Here is a 17,519-nt window from a genome sequence, read left to right on the forward strand (position 1 = left end):
GATGACCGCATCAGTGATTTCCGCGGAATCAATTCCCGGGACGGGCAGGGCCGCCCAGGGCGCCATTGAGCTCCGCCAGGTCAGCAAGCACTACGGCGTCGTCGTTGCCGTGGACGAGCTGGACCTGACGGTTCAGCCCGGAGAGTTCGTGACCCTGCTCGGCCCCAGCGGCTCCGGCAAGACGACCACCATGATGATGGTTGCGGGGTTTGAAGAACACACCGCCGGAACCGTCCTGATTGACGGCAGGCCCGTGGACTCGCTGCCGCCCCGGGACCGCAACCTCGGTGTGGTGTTCCAGAACTATGCCCTGTTCCCGCACATGAGCGCGCTGGAAAACGTGGAGTTCGCGCTCCGTATGAGGAAGGTGCCGCGACCGGAACGGCGCCAGCGCGCGGAGGAAGCCCTCGACCGGGTGGGACTGGGCAAGATGGGCGGCCGGAAGCCGCGCCAGCTCTCCGGCGGGCAGCAGCAGCGGGTGGCGCTGGCCCGGGCGCTGGTTTTCAACCCGGCGGCCCTGCTGCTGGATGAGCCGATGGCAGCCCTGGACAAGCGACTTCGCGAGCAGATGCAGGAGGAGATCAAGACCCTGCAGAAGGGCCTGGGCATCTCCGTGCTGTTCGTGACGCACGACCAGGACGAGGCCATGGCCATGTCGGACCGGATCGTGGTGATGAAGGACGGGAAGATCGTGCAGTCCGGCCCGCCGGAGGAGGTGTACAACCACCCCCTCACCGACTGGGTGGCCAGCTTCCTCGGCGACACGAACCTCATCCCGTGCACCATCGTGGAGCGAAACGGCGACGAGGCAGTTGTGGACCTCGGCGGACTTGGTCTGGCAAAGGTCCGGGACCGCGGGGCCAGCGGCGAGAACTACGCCGTCTCCATCCGACCGGAGCACCTCAAGTTCAGGACGCCGGCCTCGGCGGGCAACAGATGCGCCGCGACCCTGGTGTCCTCGACGAACCTGGGCGCCACGGTCCGCCACCGCCTCACGGCCGGCGGCCACGAACTCCAGCTCCGCGAGCTGAGCTCCGACCGGGCCGCCGGGATCCTGCCGGATGAGGAGCTGTGGGTGGGCTGGGAACCGGACAAGGCCCAGCTGCTGGTCCTGGAGTCCTGACCCCGTGAGCGGTCCACAGGCCTTGGGGGACATGCTCATTGCCGGGCAGCACCGCAAAGCATGTCCGGTGCGAGGGAGAGCGCAAAAGCACCCGTGTGGGGACATGCCCTCCTCCGGCAGCCAGGGATGGACATACGCCCACTATGTCCATCCCTGAGCCGCTCGGAGGGACATGTCCCTTCCGGGAGGGGGACATGCCCACTGCTGAGTTCCGGCAGGGGGCATGCCCCCTGCCGGAAGCGGTGACGATGCCGGGTAGTAGTCAGCCGAACTCTTTGATGAAGTCCAGGGCGGTTTGGGCGACTTCAGGCCAGCCGTGATCGATCGTGAGAGAGTGGCCGCGTTCGGGTAGTTCAGTAATTGCTGTGTGCGCCGAGTTTCTTTCTTGCCTCTTGTAGGACGCATTGGCGATGGCCCACGGTACTGTGTGGTCTTTCTCCCCGGAGATGATCAGCAGCGGCCCCCGATCCGGATTCTTCGTGTCAACCTTGGCCTCGGTGAACGGGTTGAGGTTTGCCGTTGCAGCCTGGAAGAGTGGCACGCCTGATGCCGGGACATGAAAATCGTCAAACAAATGGCGGGCTTCGTCCTCGTCCAGGGCATTGGCCCAGCCGAAACGGAATTCGTCAAAGGTCAACGACACGGCGCGCCTGGCGTTGGCGGGATTCGCGAGAACAGGCGCTGCCGACTTCAGGGCTGAGGCCGGCAGGGGCAGGACACCCCGAAACGGTGCGGGGTCGATCGCCACTGTGACCGCAGAGGCTCCCGTTCCGGCAATTCGCTGGGCGATGAGTCCGCCGAAGGAATGCCCAACGACGGCGGGCTTGACGGTCAGCTGGCCAATCGCGTCGAGGTAGTGGTCCGTGACTTGCTTGACCATCTTCTTGGCAAAGACCTCCGGGTCGCGTCTGGCCTCGTCGACGCTTTCGGGATCATCGGGCCACGTGGGGGCGAGCGTGGTGTAGCCGTTCTCCTCATAGAGGGCCCGCCACCGGTCCCAACTGCTGGACAGGAGCCACAGTCCGTGGACGAAGACGACGGGTTTGAGACCGGAAGCGTTGGCCCGGTCCACCTGCTGTTGCTCAAGGTTGGTCATATCAGCCATGGCGCTCATCCGTTCGCGTGTGCTTAGCGGGCCGTTATGGGGGACGCGGGGACGACTTCCCGCAGGCACGAGTATGCCCGCGGACCGCGCCGATGGCAACGATTTCGCTGGATACCGGCACGGGCTGCAGGCCAAGTGGCAACCGGGGTACACCCTGTTAGTCGGCAGGCGGGGTTTCGTCCGGCAGCGACCGGCCCGGGGACATGCCCTCCTCTGGCGCTCAGGGATGGGCATAGGCTCACTAAGTCCATTCCCGGGCTGCGCCGAGGGACATGTCCCTTCCGGGAAGGGGAAATGTCCCCGCGGGGCAGGCAGTGGGGGCATGCTTATTGCCGGGCAGCACGGGGGAGCATGTCCTGGGGCCAGCGCGACGGCGGGCCCCCTGTCAGCCGCAATTAGCCACGGCTTTGCGGCCCGCCACGCGCACCGGGCCCCAAAGCCCTGGCTTGGCATGGCCGGACCTACAATGGTTTCGATGATGCCAGGACAGATTGCAGCTGCTGATGGAAAGAACGTGCTGAGCGTCAGCGCGGGCATCATCACATCGGTCTGGCAGCCCGGCTCGTCTGTAGATGTCCACGACGCCAGGGACGCCATGCGGGCCGTAGCGCAGGTCAGCGGCGGAACCCCGATGCCGATGCTCTCCGAGATGACGGACGTGGAGATCAGCGCGGCCGCCAGATACGAGTTCGCGCAGACAACAGGGGTTCTGGCGATCGCCGTGCTTGGATCCAGCACCGTGGATCGCGTGATTGCGGCGGCAATGAGCCGGCACACCCGCTACCCCCACGAATTCTTCACTTCCCGGGACGACGCCATGGCCTGGCTGAACAACTTCACCACCACCGGCGCCCAGCCCGGTGGATACGCGGACGGCCTTTCCGCCCGGGCGTGACCATTCCGGCCAGCGCCGTGCGCTTAGGCCTTTTCCGCCGTCGTTGTTGCGTCGGCCTCCTTGACCTGCCGGTTGGTCGCGGCCCAGCTGGCCAGCAGCCGCAGCGCGTCCTCCGACGCGGAGCCGGGCTCGGCGTTGTAGACCAGCAGCGACAGCCCGGCGTCGGCCGAGACATCCAAGGCCTCGAACATCAGGTGGAGTTCCCCGACCACCGGGTGGTGGAAGTGCTTGAGCCCGGTGTAGTGCTGGCGCACGTTGTGCGCGGCCCACAAGGTGCGGAATTCCTCGCTCCGCGTCGATAGCTCGCCCACAAGGTCGGTTAGTCCGCGGTCGAAGGGGTCCCGGCCGGCCTCGGTGCGCAGGATCGCGACGGTGTCGCTCGCCGCACGCTCCCAGTCCGGATAGAAGCTGCGCGAGCGGCCGTCCAGGAAGATGAAGCGGGCATGGTTGGCCGGACGGGCCGGTCCAACATACATGTCCGAATACAGGGCGTAACCCAGCGGGTTGGCCGCAATGATGTCCATGCGCCCGTTCCGCACAAAGGCGGGCGCGTTGGTGATGGCGTCCAGGGTCAGCTGCACGCTGCGTCGGACGGACTCCGCGGGACGGGGTCGACGGCGGGTCCGGCTGCCCGGGGCCGCCGCCCGGGCAAGGTCGAAAAGGTGGGCCCGTTCGGCGTCGTCGAGCTGCAGAGCCCTCGCCACCGCGTCCAGTACACCTTCCGAAACGCCGGACAGGTTTCCGCGCTCCAGCCGGGTGTAATACTCGACGCTGACGCCGGCCAGCATCGCGACCTCCCCGCGGCGCAGCCCCGGCACCCGGCGCTTGGCGCCATAGACCGGCAGCCCCGACTGCTCGGGGGTGATCTTCGCCCGGCGCGAGGCAAGGAATTCGCGGGTCGCGTCTCGATTGTCCATGCCATCAACGTTAGGCCTTACGGCTCGCTGAGGGAGGCCCTGCCAGTACCCCTATCAGCAGTGACTCCCTCAGCGCTGCGAAGACGGGTTTGATGGATGGTGTTCCGTTGAACAACCCCCAACGATCAACAAGCAGGAGATTCATTGCTTACCGTCAACGCTTACGCATCACCCTCCGCGACCGAGCCGCTCGCCCTCACCACCGTCGAGCGCCGCGACGTGGGCCCGCACGATGTCCTGATCGACATCAAGTTCGCCGGGATCTGCCATTCGGACATCCACACCGTCCGCGGCGACTGGGGTCCGCAGACCTACCCGCTGGTCCCCGGCCACGAAATCGCCGGGATCGTCACCGAGATCGGCTCCGCCGTTACCAAGCACACGGTCGGCGACCGCGTCGGCGTCGGCTGCATGGTCAACTCCTGCGGCGAGTGCGTCAACTGCCAGGCCGGCGAGGAGCAGTACTGCCTCGCCGGAAACACCGGCACCTACGGCGCTGTCGACCGTGACGGCACCATCACCCAGGGCGGCTACTCCACCCACGTGGTGGTGGCCGAAGACTTCGTAGTCACCATCCCGGAGGGCATCGAGCTCGACGTCGCCGCGCCGCTGCTGTGCGCCGGCATCACCACCTACTCGCCGCTGAACCACTGGGGCGCGGGCCCGGGGAAAAAGGTTGCGATCGTCGGCTTGGGCGGGCTGGGCCACATGGCAGTCAAGATCGCCCACGCCATGGGCGCCGACGTCACCGTCCTGTCCCAGTCGCTAAAGAAGCAGGAAGACGGGCTTCGCCTGGGCGCGGACCACTACTACGCGACGAGCGACGAAAACACGTTCACGGAACTTGCCGGCACCTTTGACCTGATCATCAACACGGTCAGTGCCGCGATCGACATCAGCGCCTACCTGCAGCTGCTGTCCCTCGACGGCGCCCTGGTCAACGTCGGCGCGCCCGCGGAACCGCTCCCGGTGAACGTGTTCTCCCTGATCATGGGGCGCCGGTCCTTCGCCGGTTCCGCCATCGGCGGCATCCGCGAAACCCAGGAAATGCTCAACTTCTGCGCTGAGCACGGTCTGGGCGCCGAGATCGAGGTCATCCCGGCCGCGAAGGCCAACGACGCCTACGAACGCGTCCTGGCCTCCGACGTCCGCTACCGCTTCGTGATTGACACCGCGACCCTGAACTAGGACGGCGCCCGCCAAGGGACCTGCGCCGCTGTCCGAGGGCGCGGAGTCCGAGTGGGTGACCTCGTGAGCGACGAGGAATGCAACGGCGCCGAGTAATACGGCTGTGCTAAATCCTCCGATGCTGCCGGTGCGGGGCCCCGCCGTCTCTGCGGTGCGGGGCCCGGCCCGGCACACCAGGGCCGGTGGCCTGATTGACCTTGCCGGGAGCGCTTGCCGTAAAGCCGTTGGCCCCGCAGCCGGTGCCCGGCTAGGACCCCGGTGCGGCCGAGACCATCCAGAAGCCCGCCACTTCGGCACCGGCGGCGTCGGTGCCGGGACGGAGTCCCTGAACCTGGACTGGTCCGGCCCTCAGCTCGACCCGCGTTGTCTCAACTGCTCCGCAGTCCAGGTTCATCTCCGCGCTGCCCCCGCCCCGGAGGCCGTCTTGGGACACCGTCAAGAGCGCATGCGGTGCGCCGATGCAGGCGGCGGTGAGCGTGTAGGTTCCCTTCGGCACCGCAGCGGCCGAGTGGCGGAATCCGCTGCCGCCAATCCCGCCCGTTCCGCCGAGAACAAGCCCGCCCGGCCGGGTGCCGAGGACTGCTTCGAGCCTGCCCAAGTTGCGCTGCTCGGCCGCGGGGAGGCCGGGGTCTACCCGCGGGGGAGGCGCCGGGGCCGCCCGGCCCGCCCTGGTGGGGGCCGCCGTCGGGTCTGCTACGTCATCGGGGTATTCACATCCGGCCAGGCCTGCTGCGGTGCCGGCCACCGCCAACAGCAGCACGGCGCCGCGCATCCAGTGTCTTCCCCCACCAAGTGACTTCCGCTGTGACTTCCCCAGTGCCATGCCCCGAGCCTACTGGCTCCGACGGCGGAGACGGCGAGAACGGCGGCACGGTGTTCTTGATCTATTGCCCCGGTGCCCGGTACGACGGCGTCTTCGTGGCTGCCTCGTCAAGATCCTCCGGAGTCATGAGCGGTTTCAGGTGCAGGTTCACGGCGCCGGTGGAGTTGATCATCAGCGACAGCGCGACTGCGTTGGCCTGATCGGGGATATCGAAGACCCCCACGACGTCGGTCTCTCCGAAGGCGTAGTAAAAGCTGTCGAGTGAACCGCCCACCGATTTGAGGGCTTCGACCACCGCGTCACGCCGCTTGGTGCCGCCCTCACGCATGAGGCCCTTGATTCCGTCGCCGACGTACTTCGCTTCGAACAGATATTTGCTCATCGTTTTTCCTATCCTGTGACGCCCAGGACAGCGGCCTCCCAAGCCTGCCCGCTCCAAATGTTGGAAGGTCCGGGGCTGGTCCCCAGAGTGGGGCCTGCCCACATGCTAGGCCTTCCACTTCACCCGGTACAACGGTCTTTTGGCGGGCCCCGGGTCATCGCGCCGGGCAATCCGGCCCTACCGCCGGCCAAAGGACTGGAACATAATCGCCGTATCAACCCCGAACGCACAATGGAGGCGATCGACGTGTCTGTCTACACGCTCGGAATCTGGCTGGTGCATCCCGGCCGCGAGAACGATTTTGTGCAGGCCTGGCGGGACCTGGCCAGGAAAACGAAGGAGGATTTTCCCAACGCCAAAGGGGTGCTGATGCACGACCGCGACGTCAAAAACAGGTTCATCAGCACCGGTCCCTGGGAGTCCCTGGAACAGATTGAGCAGTGGCGGGCCTCTGCCCTGTTCAAGCAGAGCGTCGAGGCAATGAAAGACATCCTGGAGCATTTTGAGTCGCGGACGCTGGACGAGGCAGCCAGCATCGGCTGGGACGCGACCGACATGTGAGTTTCCGCGGGAATCGGGCGGCCGCCGGCTGTCCGGCCGCGCACCGTCCCGCAGGGCTATTCGACCTGCAGCGCCTCAAACACAGAAGTCAGCAAGAGATCGTTCCGGCCCCAGACGGGATCGAAGATTTCCACGTACCAGGCATCCGCCAGGACCAGGGCCAGTGTCTCGTTGGTCTCGGCCGCCCAGTCCCTGAGCTGGTCTTCCCCAACCGGCCCCTCGCTGCTTCCGAGCACTGTCACCACGTCGCCGTCCTGGAGGGTCACCGGGATAGAGGCGCTGCTCGTCTCACCGGGGGCATGCGCAACCGTCACCAGTCCGGTTCGGGTGGACAAGGCCAGGAGGTCCGACGCCGTCTCCGCGCTGCAGAAGGCCGTCACATAGGCGCGCTGCGCGACGCCACCGGCCTGAACGCCAGGCTGCGATTCCTTGGTGAAGAGCCCGTTGCGGTTGAGGAGGGCAAGCTCTGCGGCGATGGCCTTGGTCTCGTCGTCGAACCCGCGCGAGAAGACTCCGGGCTGGTATTCGCTGGTGCCCTCGAGCCAGCGGGCGGTCAGCTCGCCGGCCGCCGCGATGGTGGCGGCCTGCCGCCAGACTTCGCGGTCCGCGAGAAGCCGGCCGAAGCTGTCCCGTTCGGTTGTGAACCTGTCCTCTGACATTTAGGCCTCCTTTGCTGTGGACTGCGGTGTGGGGTGCGGCGGGGTTTGCGGTGCGGGGTGCGTCTGCGGGGCGTGGTGCTGCAGGAGGACGGACAACCGTTCGCAGCTGACCCGGAGCGCCTCCAGTTCACGCCTGCTGTAGTCATCGATAATCGCATTAATGCGCTCGGCGAGCTGCTCATCGTCGACCTCGAACTCGTGGTTCAGGGTGACCACGGAGAGCCCGTCCGCCGGGCGGATCTCCCAGTCGCCAGCAAGTTCTCGGAGCGGGGGTTCGAGGTCCAACTGGTGGAACTCCGCGCGGTGGCTGGCGGCATCAAAGACGCGCCAGCAGTGGCTTGAGCTGAGCGAGCCGTTCGAAACCAAGGACGTGCGGAGCTCGTGCGCGGCGTCGTCGCCGCTGACCCGCTCGGAGTACACCGTCAGGCCGTCGAGATAAGGCCAGTGGGAGGCGTCCCGCAGCATGCCGAAGACGAGGTCCGCCGGGGCGTTGATGCCGAGCCGGTGCGTGGTCCGGTGCGTCCTGTGGTCCGTGCTCACTGACAAGTTCACCCCTCCTGTGTCGTGCTGTCACCCTGCAGGTCTTCTATGCAGGCTAGGCCAGTTGTGGCGGGCCGTGAACAATTCCGTCCCGCCACGTCATGCAGGGCAATCTTCGGTAACACTCCGGCGTCCCCAGGCGGCGTCCGCGGACGCCGGATGAACGGGTATTACCGCCTGTATCCCTTGGTTTCACCCGGTTTCGCGGCGCTTTGACCGGCATTCCCGCGCCCCGGATAGTTGCTGGCACCAGCACCACAGACCACCCCTTTCAAGGAGAAACCATGTCGAGTCTTTCGTTCAAGTCCGGCGTCGCCGTAGCGTTGGCGGCCACCACCGTTCTGGGTCTCGCGGCCTGCTCCGATCCGGGCGCCGCCGCTGCCGGCGGCACATCCGCGGCGCCGTCGTCCTCCTCCGGCATCAAGCAGTTCAACCTCTCTCCGCAGCAGGACCGCATCAAGGCCACAGTGGATGCCGCGGCCGCAGCGCTGGTCCCGGAAGCCATCAGGAAGGACGGGAAACTGACCGTGGCGGTGAGTCCGTTCGCGGCGCCGCTGGCCGTCTACGCCACGGACAACAAGACCCCGGTGGGCAATGAGGTGGATCTCGCCGTCGCGCTGGCCGAGTCGCTGGGCCTGGAGGCGGATATTGTCCCGACCGCGTGGGCCGACTGGCCGCTCGGCGTCGATTCCGGCAAGTATGAGGCAGTGCTCTCCAACGTCACCGTCACGGAGGAGCGCAAGCTCAAGTTCGATTTCGCCAGCTACCGCGAGGACAAGCTCGGCTTCTACGCCAAGGCCGACAGCAGCGTCACCAAAGTCGAGTCGGCCCCGGACGTCGCCGGCAAGCGCGTGATCGTCGGCTCCGGCACCAACCAGGAGGCGATCCTGCTGCGCTGGGATGAAGAGAACAAGAAGAACGGCCTCAAGCCCGTGGAGTTCCAGTATTACGACGACGACTCCGCCTCCCAGCTGGCCGTCCAGTCCGGCCGGGCGGACCTCAGCTTTGGCCCCAACGCCACGGCAGCCTTCAAGGCCGCTTCCGACGCCAAGACCAAGCTGGTGGGCCTGGTGGACGGCGGCTGGCCGCTGAAGGCCAGCATCGCGGTCACCACCAAGAAGGACAACGGGTTTGCCGCCGCGGCCCAGGCCGGACTGAACCACCTGATTCAGGACGGCAGCTACGCCAAGATCCTGGACCGTTGGGGGCTGTCCGAGGAGGCCGTAGCGAAATCGGAGCTGAACCCGGCAGGCCTGCCGAAGAGCTAGCCCGCCTCAGCCCGCTTAAACCATCGCGGGGTCACATCGCGCCCGTCCCGGAGGGGATTATGGGCGCGATGTGACCCCGCGTTGCTTGTTTGGGCGGTGCCGCAAGCCAAGAATCCCCGCCGGAAACTTCTCCGGCGGGGATTCTTTGTGTCTGCTTGGTGACGAGCTGGGATCGTGTAGGCCTAGGCCTAGGCCTAGGCCCGTGCCGTGACCGAGTCGGTCTCGGCGTCGGCGGCTGCGCGCACCGGGGTGGCCAGGCCGAGGTTCTCCCGCAGTGTGCTGCCCGCGTACGCCGTGGGGTACACGCCGCGCTCTTGGAGTTCCGGCACGAGGTGGTTGACGATGTCATCGAGTCCAGACGGGACGAGCCACGGGGAGACGTTGAAGCCGTCGACGGCGCCGGTCCGGGCATACTCGGCGAGCCGGTCCGCGACCTCGGTGTAGGACCCGGTGAAGGTGGAGTCACCCCGGCTGGTCTTGGCCGAGACGAACTGCCGGATGGACAGGCCCTTTTCCTTGGCCTCGGCCCGCCACTGGTCGGCCAGTTGGCGGGCCTTCGCGCCATGGAAGCCGCTTCCGCGGGTTTCGGAGGTCTCTTCCACCACGGGGTCGATGTCCGGCAGCGGCCCGTCGGGATCGTAGCCCTGCAGCTCCCGGCCCCAGAACTGCTCGAGGTACGCGATAGCCTGCTGCGGGCCGATCTGCAGGCTGCGGACCCAGGCCTTCTTCTCGAGGGCCTCCTGCGGAGTGGCGGCGAGAATGAACTCGCTGGCGGGCATGATCTTCACATCCTGGGCGCCCCGGCCGGCCCGGAGCGTGCGCTCCACGATGTCGCGGCGGAAGTCCAGGGCGTCGTCGAGCTGCGGGTGCGCGGAAAAGATGACGTCCGCCTGCCGGGCGGCGAAGTCCCGGCCCTCGGGCGAATCCCCGGCCTGGAACAGCACCGGCCGGTATTGGGCGCTGCGCGGCAACCTAGGCGTGAGGTCCACGGAGTAGTGCTGGCCGCTGTGGCGCACCCGCCGGACCGCCCCCTCCGCCGACCACCGGGCGGCGGAAGCCGAGGCCGCGATGGCGCCGTCCTCCCACGCGTCCCAGATTCGCTTGGCGGTTTCCACGAAGGCCTCGGCATGGGTGTACCTGTCTGCATGGTCCAGGTAGCCGCCACGGCGGAAGTTCGCGCCGGTCCAGGCGTTGTCCGTGGTGACGATGTTCCAGGCCGCGCGGCCGCCGGAAAGCAGATCCAGCGTGGAGAGCCGGTGCGCCAGGTCTGCGGGGTCGTTGTACGTGGTGTTTTGGGTGGCGACCAGGCCGATGTTGGTGGTCACGGCCGCCAGGGCCGCCAGCGCGGTCTGCGCGTCGGGACGGCCGGCGACGTCAAGCGCGTGCGGTCGGCCGAGGTGCTCGCGTAACCGCAGGCCCTCGCCGAGGAAGAACGCCGCGAACAGGCCGCGCTCGGCCGTTTGGGCGATGCGCCGGAACGATTCGAAATCGGTCTGCGAGCCGGACTCGGCGCTCTTCCAGACCGTTCCGGAGTTGACGCCCTGGAAGAACACGCCCAGCTGGAGCTGCCCTGACGGGGTGAATCCGGATGGGGTGAATTCAGCGGCGGGGTGGGTGCTGTGGCTCATGGTGGACTCCTTAGTTTTCCGTGCCGGGGGCGCTGGTTGCAGCGGCGTAACGACTGGCCGGCCGCGCCAGCCCCAGCTGTTCGCGGAACGTGGCGTCCGGGGTGGTGGGGGCCAGGAGCTCGCGCCGGCGCAACTCTGGCAGCACCAGCCGCGACAGTTCCTCAAGATCCGTCTCCAGCACGGCGGGGTGCAGGCGGATGCCGTCGGCCCAGGCCAGCACCTCGGTGAGCAGTTCGGTCAGCTCAGCCGCCGTCCCGACGAACCGGGCGCGCGGACTCTGCCACACGGTGTGGCGGTTCAGCCCGGCCAGCCGCTCTGCGGCGCTCTGGCCACGGGAATCCAGCACGACGTCGAGCTCGGCAATCAGTGCAGGCCCACTGCCGCCGGCGACGAGTGCCGCCCGCGTCGCCGCGAGCTTGGCGGCCAGGAGCCCGGGCGTCGGGGCCGAGACCAGGAGCGCGTCGGCCACCCCGGCCGCGACAGCCTCCGGAGTGAGGAGCCCGGCCGGGGCCAGCACAGGGAGCTGGCCCTGCGGCGGCCGCGGAATGATCGACGGACCCTTGATGGAATAGCTGCCGTTCTCGACGTCGATGTAGTGCAGCTTGTCGACGTCGAGGTAGCGCCCGGTGGGGACGTCGCGGATCACGGCGTCGTCCTCCCAGGAGTCCCAGAGCCTGCGGCTGACCCCGATGGAATCGGCGGCCTCCCCGGAGAGCCGCTCCCCGCGCACAGTGTCCCGCCCGACGGCGGCGGCATCGGCGGCGCTTGATGAGGCGGCTACCAGCCAGCCGGCCCGCCCGCCGGAGACATAGTCCAGGCTGGCTAGCTGGGTTGAGAGGTGGAATGGCTCGGTGTAGACGGTGTCCACTTCCGGGATCAGGGCGAGGCTGCGCGTCACGGGAGACGCGAACGCGGCCCGCTGCAGGGCGTTGAGCCGGGCAGCGGCGTCCCGGTCCGGGTTATCGGTATCCGGCAGTGCGGGAACTGAAAGTGCGGGGTCCGGCAGGCCGGGGTCGGAAAACGTCGCCGCGTGGAACCCGGCAGACTCGGCGGCGAGGACGGCGCCGCGGAGGTGTTCCGGGTCCAGCACGGACGCGGGGGCTGTGCGGGAAACCCGCCACGCGGCCGGATGGCTGCCGGCGCCGTGGAGTTCCAGGATAAGCAGGCCGTGTTCCCGAGCCGCGTTCTGGGCGGGAGTGGTGCTCATGATGCGTCCTGTCGTTCGTAGGGGATCTGTTCGCCGGCTTCGATGGCCACCGGCAGGCGGTTCTCGGCAGGCGGCAGCGGGCAGGTGGCGAGGTCCGTGTAGGCGCACGGCAGGTTCACCGCCCGGTTGAAGTCGAGCGCAACCGTCCCGTCGGCGCCCGGAGCCGGCACGGTGAGCGAGCGGTTGGCCGCGTAGGTGCTCTTGCCCGACGTCGCGTCCGTGAAGAGCACCGACAGCGTGCCCGGAGTGTGGCCGTTGAAGGCGGTGAGGCTCAGGTCCTTACCGTGCAGCCGGAAGCGGATTTCACCTGGGGCCTCGTAGACGTGCTGGATGCCTTCGACCGCGGCGCCCACCGTGGTGCGGCGCGGCTCGACGAACGGGACGAATATTCCTGAAATGGCATATTCGGGCGTGGGCGCGAAGGCGGGTGTGCCGCGGTAGCCGGTGAGCAGCGGATTCAGGGGATGCCGCGGCCGAACCACATACCGGCCGCCGCGCTTGGCGAGCTCGATCACGGTATGACCGGCGCCGGCATCTTCCACGCGCAGATTCAGGCCCTCGCGCTCGGGAATCGGGCCGAGAAACACGGTGGCTCCTGTCCCGTCCGCGTTCAGTTCCTGCCCGTCGCGAAGGACGCGTTCGCCAGCCCGCAACACCAGACGGACGGTGTCGTCCTCCACGCCCCACGTGCCCGGCGCGCCATCCAGCCGGGCGGGCGAGGAATCGAGCCAGTGCAAGTGGGTGACGGCGAGGAAGCCGTGGGGGTCGGCGCGGTGGCGTTCGTGCGCGGCACGCCAGTCCGCCCAGGCGGCCAGGAGTTCCCGGTCGGGACGGACGTCCGGGCCGCCAACGGGGCGGCCGCCGGGGCGGCCGTCGGGACTGGGCCGGCGGTCCGGGGCGGCGGCCAGGAATTCCAGGTCCGAGCGGCTGTCGGTGTCAGTTGGTGTAGACATGGGAGCTCCTGTGGTTGTTGTGGTCGGCTGTGACGCGGGCGGCGGCGTCGGGTTCGGTGGCACCGCCGGACTTGCCGGCGAGGCTGGCCTCCGGACGGCCGGCGTACGGGTCGCCGTCGGCCCAAAGCGTGGTGGGCGCGGCGGCGCGGACGGCCGGAATGACCTCGAGGGCGAACCGCTCCAGGATTTCCAGCTGCTGGTCGAAGGGCAGCGTGGTAGGCAGCGAGATGGACTGCAGATCGTGGCCGTAGAGCGCGTGGTAGCTGAGGATCTTGTCGATCACCTGCTCCGGGCTGCCCACCAGGGCCGGACCTTCGGCAACGGCGTGGTCGATGTCCCGGTAGGGGGAGTTGTTCCCGGGAACATTCCTGCCGGTCGTGAGGGCCTCGTAGACCGGGCCGAACTGCCGCTTGGCCTCCTGCGTGGTGTCAGCGATGAACACCCCGCCGGCGCCGGATCCGGAGCCCAGATACTGATGCCGGGGATCGTGGCCGTGCCGTGCATATTCCTCGCGGTAGTGGTCAATGAGCACCTTGTAGTTTTCCCGCGGCTGGATCGCATTGGCCGTGAACAGCGGATCGCCCCACTGCGCCGCCAGGGCGGCCGAGGCCAGGCTCGTGGCGGAACCGTGCCAGACCCGCGGCGCGCCGGCGAAGGGCCGGGGCGTGGTGGTTGTGGGCTCTGTCAGCGCAGTGCGGAACGTCCCGGACCAGGTGACGTTCTCCTCGGTCCAGAGCCGGCGGAGCAGGCCGTATTTCTCCGCGAGCAGCTCCCACTGATCCGCCAGGTCCAGGCCGAACAGCGGGTACTGCAGCACCTCGTTGCCCTTGCCGATCACCAGTTCCAGTCGGCCGCGGCTCAGCTGGTCGATCGTGGCGTAGTCCTCCGCGACCCGTACCGGGTCCAGCACGGACAGCACCGTCACGCCGCTTTGCAGCCGGATCCTGGTGGTCACGGCGGCGATGGCGGCGAGCACGGTGGTGGGGGAGGAAGAGATGAATTCGCCCGCGTGGCGTTCCCCGACCGAGAAGCTGTCATAGCCGAGTACCTCGGCCCGGCGCGCGGTTTCCACCACCTGGTTGAGCCGGTCCGCGGTGGAGACAATCGCCCCGGTGACGGGGTTTTTCAGGTGCGGGATGATGTCGAGGACCTGGAACCTCACTGTGTTTTCCCTGCAGGCGCGTTCCCGAAGTTGGCCTCGGTGACGGTTGTGGACTCCGGGAGGGCTTCCTCGGAGAGTCCCCAGCGGTCCAGGACCTTGGCGTAGGAGCCGTCCTTGATCGCGGAGTTCAGGGCGTCCGTGATGGCCGGGGCCAGGCCGTTGCCCTTGAGCGTGGTGGCGGCGACCAGTGTCTCGGACGGCCAGCCGGCGTTGACCTTGCCCACCACCTTGAGGTCGTCCCGGGTGTTTTCCCGGTACGTGACGGACGGGTAGGGCGCGAGGTTCAGGTCCGTGCGCCCGGAGGACAGGGCCAGGATGGTGTCGGCGTCGGAGGAGTAGTACAGCAGCTCCGCCGGCGCCTTGCCCTTGGCCTCCAGCTCCTTGTTCCAGGCGATCAGGATCTTCTCCTGGTTGGTGCCCGAGCCCACGGAGATCTTCAGGCCGGAGATGTCATCGGAGCCCTTGATGTTGTAGCTGGAGCTCTTCTTGGCCTCGAAGCCCATGTACGCGGCGCGGTAGCTGGAGAAGTCGAAGAGCTTCACACGGGCGGCGTTGATGCCCACGTTGGAGAACACGGCCTCGAAGTCGCCGGACTGGGTTTTCAGCGGCCAGTTCTCCCAGGAGGTCACCTGGACATCCAGTGCCAGGCCCAGCTTGTCCGCGACCAGCTGGGCCAGGTCCACTTCGACGCCGATCGGGGTCTTGTCGTCGGTGGCGTGGAAGGACAGCGGAATCGCGCCCGCCGTCGTGGCCACGGTCAGCTTGCCGTCCTTGCCGATCAGCGCGGGGACTTCCGCGGCCAGGGCCGCATCCTTCTTGGCCCTGATGCGTTGCTGGTCCGGCGAGGTGTTGTAGACGACGCCGTTGCGCGCCGCCGTCGTCGCCGGCTGCCCGCCGGCGGCCGCGGAGGCGCCGGGATCAGCGCAGGCACTCAGTGCCAGCGTGCCGGACAGGGTGCCGATGAGGACGACGGCGGGAAGCGCCGCACGCTTCCGCCGGGGATTAGGACTGGGACGAGCGGTGCGGAGGGCGGAGCTGATGGCCATGGGTGTTCCTTAGATGTTGAAAGCGGGTTCGATCACCTTGGAGAAAAAGCTCCGGGTGCGTTCTTCTTGCGGGTTGGTGAAAATCTCCTGGGGCGTGCCTTGCTCGACGATCTGGCCCTGGTCCATGAACACCACCGTGTCGGCGACGTCGCGGGCGAAGCCCATCTCATGCGTGACGATGATCAGCGTGGTGCCGGACTTGGCGAGCTCGCGGATGACGTCCAGGACCTCGTTGACCAGTTCCGGATCCAAGGCCGAGGTGGGCTCGTCGAAGAGCAGGATCTTGGGGTCCAGGGCCAGGGCCCGGGCGATCGCGACCCGTTGCTGCTGGCCGCCGGACAGCTGGCGCGGGTAGGCGCCGGCACGGTCCTTCAGGCCCACCCGGTCCAGCAGTTCCAGGCCGCGTTCGCGGGCCTCGGCCTTGGACGACCGGGGTTTTCCGGCCCGCGGCGCGACGACCGGGGCCTCGGTGACGTTTTCCAGCGCGGTCAGGTGCGGGAAGAGATTGAAGTTCTGGAACACCATGCCGATCTCGGTGCGTTGCTTCAGGATTTCCTTTTCGCGCAGCTCGTGGAGCCGGCGCCCCCGGACCTCGTAACCCACCAGCGTGCCGTCGATCGCGATGAACCCGGCGTCGACCTTTTCCAGGTGGTTGATGGTGCGCAGGAGGGTGGATTTGCCGGACCCGGACGGGCCGACAATTACGGCGACGCCGCCGGGCTCGACCGTCAGCGTGATGCCCTTGAGGACTTCCGTGGGCCCGAAGGACTTGCGGACCTTGGTGATCTCGACGAGGCCGCGGGTGGTTTCGGCGTCAGTGGCGGCGGGCGCCGGCAGGGTGTGGGTGGCAACGGTGCTCATCGGGTGCCCCTTTCCTGGGTGGTTGCGCTGGTTGCGCTGGTTGCCGGCGCATGCGTGGCGAGGAATTTGCGGGCCTTTTGCAGCGGGGTCAGGGGCAGCGTGCGGACGGCGCCCTTGGAGTAGTGCCGCTCGATGTAGTACTGGAAGACGCTCAGCACCGAGGTGATCACGACGTACCAGAGGGTGGCCACGAGCAGCAGCGGCAGGACCTGCTGGGTCCGGTTGTAGATGACCTGGACGGTGTAGAACAGCTCGGAGTAGGCCAGGACGTAGACAATCGAGGTGCCCTTGACCAGGCCGATCACCTCGTTGAAGGCGGTGGGCAGGATGGCCCGCATGGCCTGGGGCAGGACGATCCTGGTGGAACGCCGCCACGCCGGAATGCCCAGGGCGGTTGCAGCCTCGAGCTGGCCCTGGTCCACGGAGAGGATGCCGCCGCGGATGATCTCGGCGGAGTAGGCGGCCTGGTTCAGGGTCAGGCCGAGGACCGCTGCGGCGAACTGGCTGATCAGGGTGGTGGTTTGCGCCTCGAAGAAGCGCACGTCCGTGAAGGGGATTCCGAGGCTGATTTTCTCGTAGAGGTAGCCCAGGTTGTACCAAAGCAGCATCTGCACCAACAGCGGCGTGGAGCGGAAGATCCAGGAGAAGGTCCAGGAGACGGAAACCAGCAGCGGGGATGCGGAAAGCCGCATCAGGGCCAGGAGGAAGCCCAGGATGAACCCGAGGGCTCCGGAGATCGCCGTCAGCTTCAGGGTCTCCAGCAGGCCGTTCACAATCGACTGCGCGGTGAACCATTGCGCCACCACGCCCCACTCCCAGCGCGGGTTGGTGGCCAGGGACCAGGCAATGCCCGCCACGCCCAGGGCGACGACGGCGGTGCCCACCCAGCGCCACGGGTGGCGGGCCGGGACCAGCCGGTAGTCGGCATAGTCGGTGGCTGCCTTGCGGCCCGCTGCACCGGCCGTTTCGCGCGGTGCGGTTCCGGTGCCGGCGGCGGTTGTGGGCCCGGCGGTGCCGGCCGGTGCGTTTTCGGGTACGGATTCGACGCCGGCGGACGCCGGCACCGGGGTTGCTGTTGAACTCATGCGCCACCTCGCTTCTTCCAGTTGCTGTGGGGGTTCGGTTGGTTGGCTGCCAATCTAGGGGCCGCCGAAAACGTGCGGCAAGGCGGCAAGTTGCATACGTTCACGCAGGTTCGCAC

At 67.7% G+C, this 17,519-nt stretch carries 18 protein-coding genes; 5 read left to right on the forward strand and 13 right to left on the reverse strand.

Annotated elements, in window-relative coordinates; all coding sequences use genetic code 11:
• Nucleotide 1: 1 nt before the first annotated feature.
• Nucleotides 2-1,123, forward strand: coding sequence for an ABC transporter ATP-binding protein (locus AC1DKQ_RS17630; RefSeq protein ID WP_476919708.1), 1,122 nt, complete (start codon nucleotides 2-4; stop codon nucleotides 1,121-1,123).
• A gap of 262 nt (nucleotides 1,124-1,385) precedes the next feature.
• Here the strand turns inward: AC1DKQ_RS17630 and AC1DKQ_RS17635 are convergent, their stop codons facing one another.
• Nucleotides 1,386-2,228 carry an alpha/beta hydrolase gene (locus AC1DKQ_RS17635; RefSeq protein ID WP_476919709.1) on the reverse strand — a complete coding sequence of 281 codons (843 nt, stop codon included), beginning with the start codon at nucleotides 2,226-2,228 and terminating at the stop codon, nucleotides 1,386-1,388.
• Nucleotides 2,229-2,703: 475 nt separating this feature from the next.
• Here AC1DKQ_RS17635 and AC1DKQ_RS17640 point away from each other — a divergent pair, with 475 nt between their 5' ends.
• Complete coding sequence (locus AC1DKQ_RS17640; protein ID WP_476885999.1) at nucleotides 2,704-3,123, forward strand: DUF7793 family protein; 420 nt, start codon at nucleotides 2,704-2,706, stop codon at nucleotides 3,121-3,123.
• A 23-nt stretch (nucleotides 3,124-3,146) separates the two neighbouring features.
• Here the strand turns inward: AC1DKQ_RS17640 and AC1DKQ_RS17645 are convergent, their stop codons facing one another.
• Nucleotides 3,147-4,040: a helix-turn-helix transcriptional regulator gene (locus tag AC1DKQ_RS17645; protein ID WP_476886000.1), complete on the reverse strand. Its 894-nt coding sequence runs from the start codon at nucleotides 4,038-4,040 to the stop codon at nucleotides 3,147-3,149.
• A gap of 144 nt (nucleotides 4,041-4,184) precedes the next feature.
• On the opposite strand from AC1DKQ_RS17645, the gene AC1DKQ_RS17650 reads away from it, so the two are divergent.
• Nucleotides 4,185-5,228 (forward strand): NAD(P)-dependent alcohol dehydrogenase, encoded by a 1,044-nt coding sequence (locus AC1DKQ_RS17650; protein WP_476919710.1) that lies wholly within the window; start codon nucleotides 4,185-4,187, stop codon nucleotides 5,226-5,228.
• Between the two features lie 247 nt (nucleotides 5,229-5,475).
• Here the strand turns inward: AC1DKQ_RS17650 and AC1DKQ_RS17655 are convergent, their stop codons facing one another.
• Together AC1DKQ_RS17655 and AC1DKQ_RS17660 are read right to left on the reverse strand one after the other, a co-directional pair.
• Nucleotides 5,476-6,051, reverse strand: coding sequence for a hypothetical protein (locus tag AC1DKQ_RS17655; RefSeq protein WP_476919711.1), 576 nt, complete (start codon nucleotides 6,049-6,051; stop codon nucleotides 5,476-5,478).
• A gap of 61 nt (nucleotides 6,052-6,112) precedes the next feature.
• The gene (locus AC1DKQ_RS17660) at nucleotides 6,113-6,433 is read right to left on the reverse strand and encodes a GYD domain-containing protein (RefSeq protein ID WP_476919712.1); all 321 of its coding nucleotides are present in this window, start codon (nucleotides 6,431-6,433) and stop codon (nucleotides 6,113-6,115) included.
• Nucleotides 6,434-6,664: 231 nt separating this feature from the next.
• On the opposite strand from AC1DKQ_RS17660, the gene AC1DKQ_RS17665 reads away from it, so the two are divergent.
• Nucleotides 6,665-6,994, forward strand: a complete 330-nt coding sequence (locus AC1DKQ_RS17665) for an antibiotic biosynthesis monooxygenase family protein (protein ID WP_476919713.1) — start codon at nucleotides 6,665-6,667, stop codon at nucleotides 6,992-6,994.
• Between the two features lie 56 nt (nucleotides 6,995-7,050).
• On the opposite strand, the gene AC1DKQ_RS17670 is transcribed toward AC1DKQ_RS17665, so the two are convergent.
• Together AC1DKQ_RS17670 and AC1DKQ_RS17675 are read right to left on the reverse strand one after the other, a co-directional pair.
• Nucleotides 7,051-7,653, reverse strand: a complete 603-nt coding sequence (locus AC1DKQ_RS17670; RefSeq protein ID WP_476919714.1) for a DUF6919 domain-containing protein — start codon at nucleotides 7,651-7,653, stop codon at nucleotides 7,051-7,053.
• Complete coding sequence (locus tag AC1DKQ_RS17675) at nucleotides 7,654-8,193, reverse strand: SRPBCC family protein (RefSeq protein ID WP_476886006.1); 540 nt, start codon at nucleotides 8,191-8,193, stop codon at nucleotides 7,654-7,656.
• 284 nt (nucleotides 8,194-8,477) lie between these two features.
• On the opposite strand from AC1DKQ_RS17675, the gene AC1DKQ_RS17680 reads away from it, so the two are divergent.
• Nucleotides 8,478-9,461, forward strand: a complete 984-nt coding sequence (locus AC1DKQ_RS17680) for an ABC transporter substrate-binding protein (protein ID WP_476919715.1) — start codon at nucleotides 8,478-8,480, stop codon at nucleotides 9,459-9,461.
• A 194-nt stretch (nucleotides 9,462-9,655) separates the two neighbouring features.
• Here the strand turns inward: AC1DKQ_RS17680 and AC1DKQ_RS17685 are convergent, their stop codons facing one another.
• Genes AC1DKQ_RS17685 through AC1DKQ_RS17715 form a run of 7 tightly spaced genes read right to left on the reverse strand, consistent with a single transcriptional unit; the run spans nucleotide 9,656 to nucleotide 17,403 of the window.
• Nucleotides 9,656-11,089 carry an NtaA/DmoA family FMN-dependent monooxygenase gene (locus AC1DKQ_RS17685; protein ID WP_476919716.1) on the reverse strand — a complete coding sequence of 478 codons (1,434 nt, stop codon included), beginning with the start codon at nucleotides 11,087-11,089 and terminating at the stop codon, nucleotides 9,656-9,658.
• A 10-nt stretch (nucleotides 11,090-11,099) separates the two neighbouring features.
• Nucleotides 11,100-12,296, reverse strand: coding sequence for an LLM class flavin-dependent oxidoreductase (locus AC1DKQ_RS17690; protein ID WP_476919717.1), 1,197 nt, complete (start codon nucleotides 12,294-12,296; stop codon nucleotides 11,100-11,102).
• Complete coding sequence (locus AC1DKQ_RS17695; RefSeq protein ID WP_476919718.1) at nucleotides 12,293-13,249, reverse strand: DUF1684 domain-containing protein; 957 nt, start codon at nucleotides 13,247-13,249, stop codon at nucleotides 12,293-12,295. Before AC1DKQ_RS17695 ends, AC1DKQ_RS17690 begins: the two co-directional genes overlap by 4 nt.
• Nucleotides 13,233-14,411 carry an LLM class flavin-dependent oxidoreductase gene (locus tag AC1DKQ_RS17700; protein ID WP_476919719.1) on the reverse strand — a complete coding sequence of 393 codons (1,179 nt, stop codon included), beginning with the start codon at nucleotides 14,409-14,411 and terminating at the stop codon, nucleotides 13,233-13,235. Before AC1DKQ_RS17700 ends, AC1DKQ_RS17695 begins: the two co-directional genes overlap by 17 nt.
• Nucleotides 14,408-15,457 (reverse strand): ABC transporter substrate-binding protein, encoded by a 1,050-nt coding sequence (locus AC1DKQ_RS17705; protein ID WP_476919720.1) that lies wholly within the window; start codon nucleotides 15,455-15,457, stop codon nucleotides 14,408-14,410. The genes AC1DKQ_RS17700 and AC1DKQ_RS17705 overlap by 4 nt, the downstream gene beginning before the upstream one ends.
• 9 nt (nucleotides 15,458-15,466) lie before the next feature.
• Nucleotides 15,467-16,318: an amino acid ABC transporter ATP-binding protein gene (locus AC1DKQ_RS17710; RefSeq protein ID WP_476919721.1), complete on the reverse strand. Its 852-nt coding sequence runs from the start codon at nucleotides 16,316-16,318 to the stop codon at nucleotides 15,467-15,469.
• Complete coding sequence (locus AC1DKQ_RS17715; protein ID WP_476919722.1) at nucleotides 16,315-17,403, reverse strand: amino acid ABC transporter permease; 1,089 nt, start codon at nucleotides 17,401-17,403, stop codon at nucleotides 16,315-16,317. Before AC1DKQ_RS17715 ends, AC1DKQ_RS17710 begins: the two co-directional genes overlap by 4 nt.
• Nucleotides 17,404-17,519: the final 116 nt, after the last annotated feature.

Source organism: Arthrobacter sp. 05L421, assembly GCF_056397785.1.

Bases quoted from the DNA above. Each gene is read 5' to 3' on its own strand.
- AC1DKQ_RS17630 (WP_476919708.1), top strand. From the start codon at position 2: ATGACCGCATCAGTGATTTCCGCGGAATCAATTCCCGGGACGGGCAGG.
- AC1DKQ_RS17635 (WP_476919709.1), bottom strand. From the start codon at position 2,228: ATGGCTGATATGACCAACCTTGAGCAACAGCAGGTGGACCGGGCCAAC.
- AC1DKQ_RS17640 (WP_476885999.1), top strand. From the start codon at position 2,704: ATGATGCCAGGACAGATTGCAGCTGCTGATGGAAAGAACGTGCTGAGC.
- AC1DKQ_RS17645 (WP_476886000.1), bottom strand. From the start codon at position 4,040: ATGGACAATCGAGACGCGACCCGCGAATTCCTTGCCTCGCGCCGGGCG.
- AC1DKQ_RS17655 (WP_476919711.1), bottom strand. From the start codon at position 6,051: ATGGCACTGGGGAAGTCACAGCGGAAGTCACTTGGTGGGGGAAGACAC.
- AC1DKQ_RS17660 (WP_476919712.1), bottom strand. From the start codon at position 6,433: ATGAGCAAATATCTGTTCGAAGCGAAGTACGTCGGCGACGGAATCAAG.
- AC1DKQ_RS17665 (WP_476919713.1), top strand. From the start codon at position 6,665: ATGGAGGCGATCGACGTGTCTGTCTACACGCTCGGAATCTGGCTGGTG.
- AC1DKQ_RS17670 (WP_476919714.1), bottom strand. From the start codon at position 7,653: ATGTCAGAGGACAGGTTCACAACCGAACGGGACAGCTTCGGCCGGCTT.
- AC1DKQ_RS17680 (WP_476919715.1), top strand. From the start codon at position 8,478: ATGTCGAGTCTTTCGTTCAAGTCCGGCGTCGCCGTAGCGTTGGCGGCC.
- AC1DKQ_RS17685 (WP_476919716.1), bottom strand. From the start codon at position 11,089: ATGAGCCACAGCACCCACCCCGCCGCTGAATTCACCCCATCCGGATTC.
- AC1DKQ_RS17690 (WP_476919717.1), bottom strand. From the start codon at position 12,296: ATGAGCACCACTCCCGCCCAGAACGCGGCTCGGGAACACGGCCTGCTT.
- AC1DKQ_RS17695 (WP_476919718.1), bottom strand. From the start codon at position 13,249: ATGTCTACACCAACTGACACCGACAGCCGCTCGGACCTGGAATTCCTG.
- AC1DKQ_RS17705 (WP_476919720.1), bottom strand. From the start codon at position 15,457: ATGGCCATCAGCTCCGCCCTCCGCACCGCTCGTCCCAGTCCTAATCCC.
- AC1DKQ_RS17710 (WP_476919721.1), bottom strand. From the start codon at position 16,318: ATGAGCACCGTTGCCACCCACACCCTGCCGGCGCCCGCCGCCACTGAC.
- AC1DKQ_RS17715 (WP_476919722.1), bottom strand. From the start codon at position 17,403: ATGAGTTCAACAGCAACCCCGGTGCCGGCGTCCGCCGGCGTCGAATCC.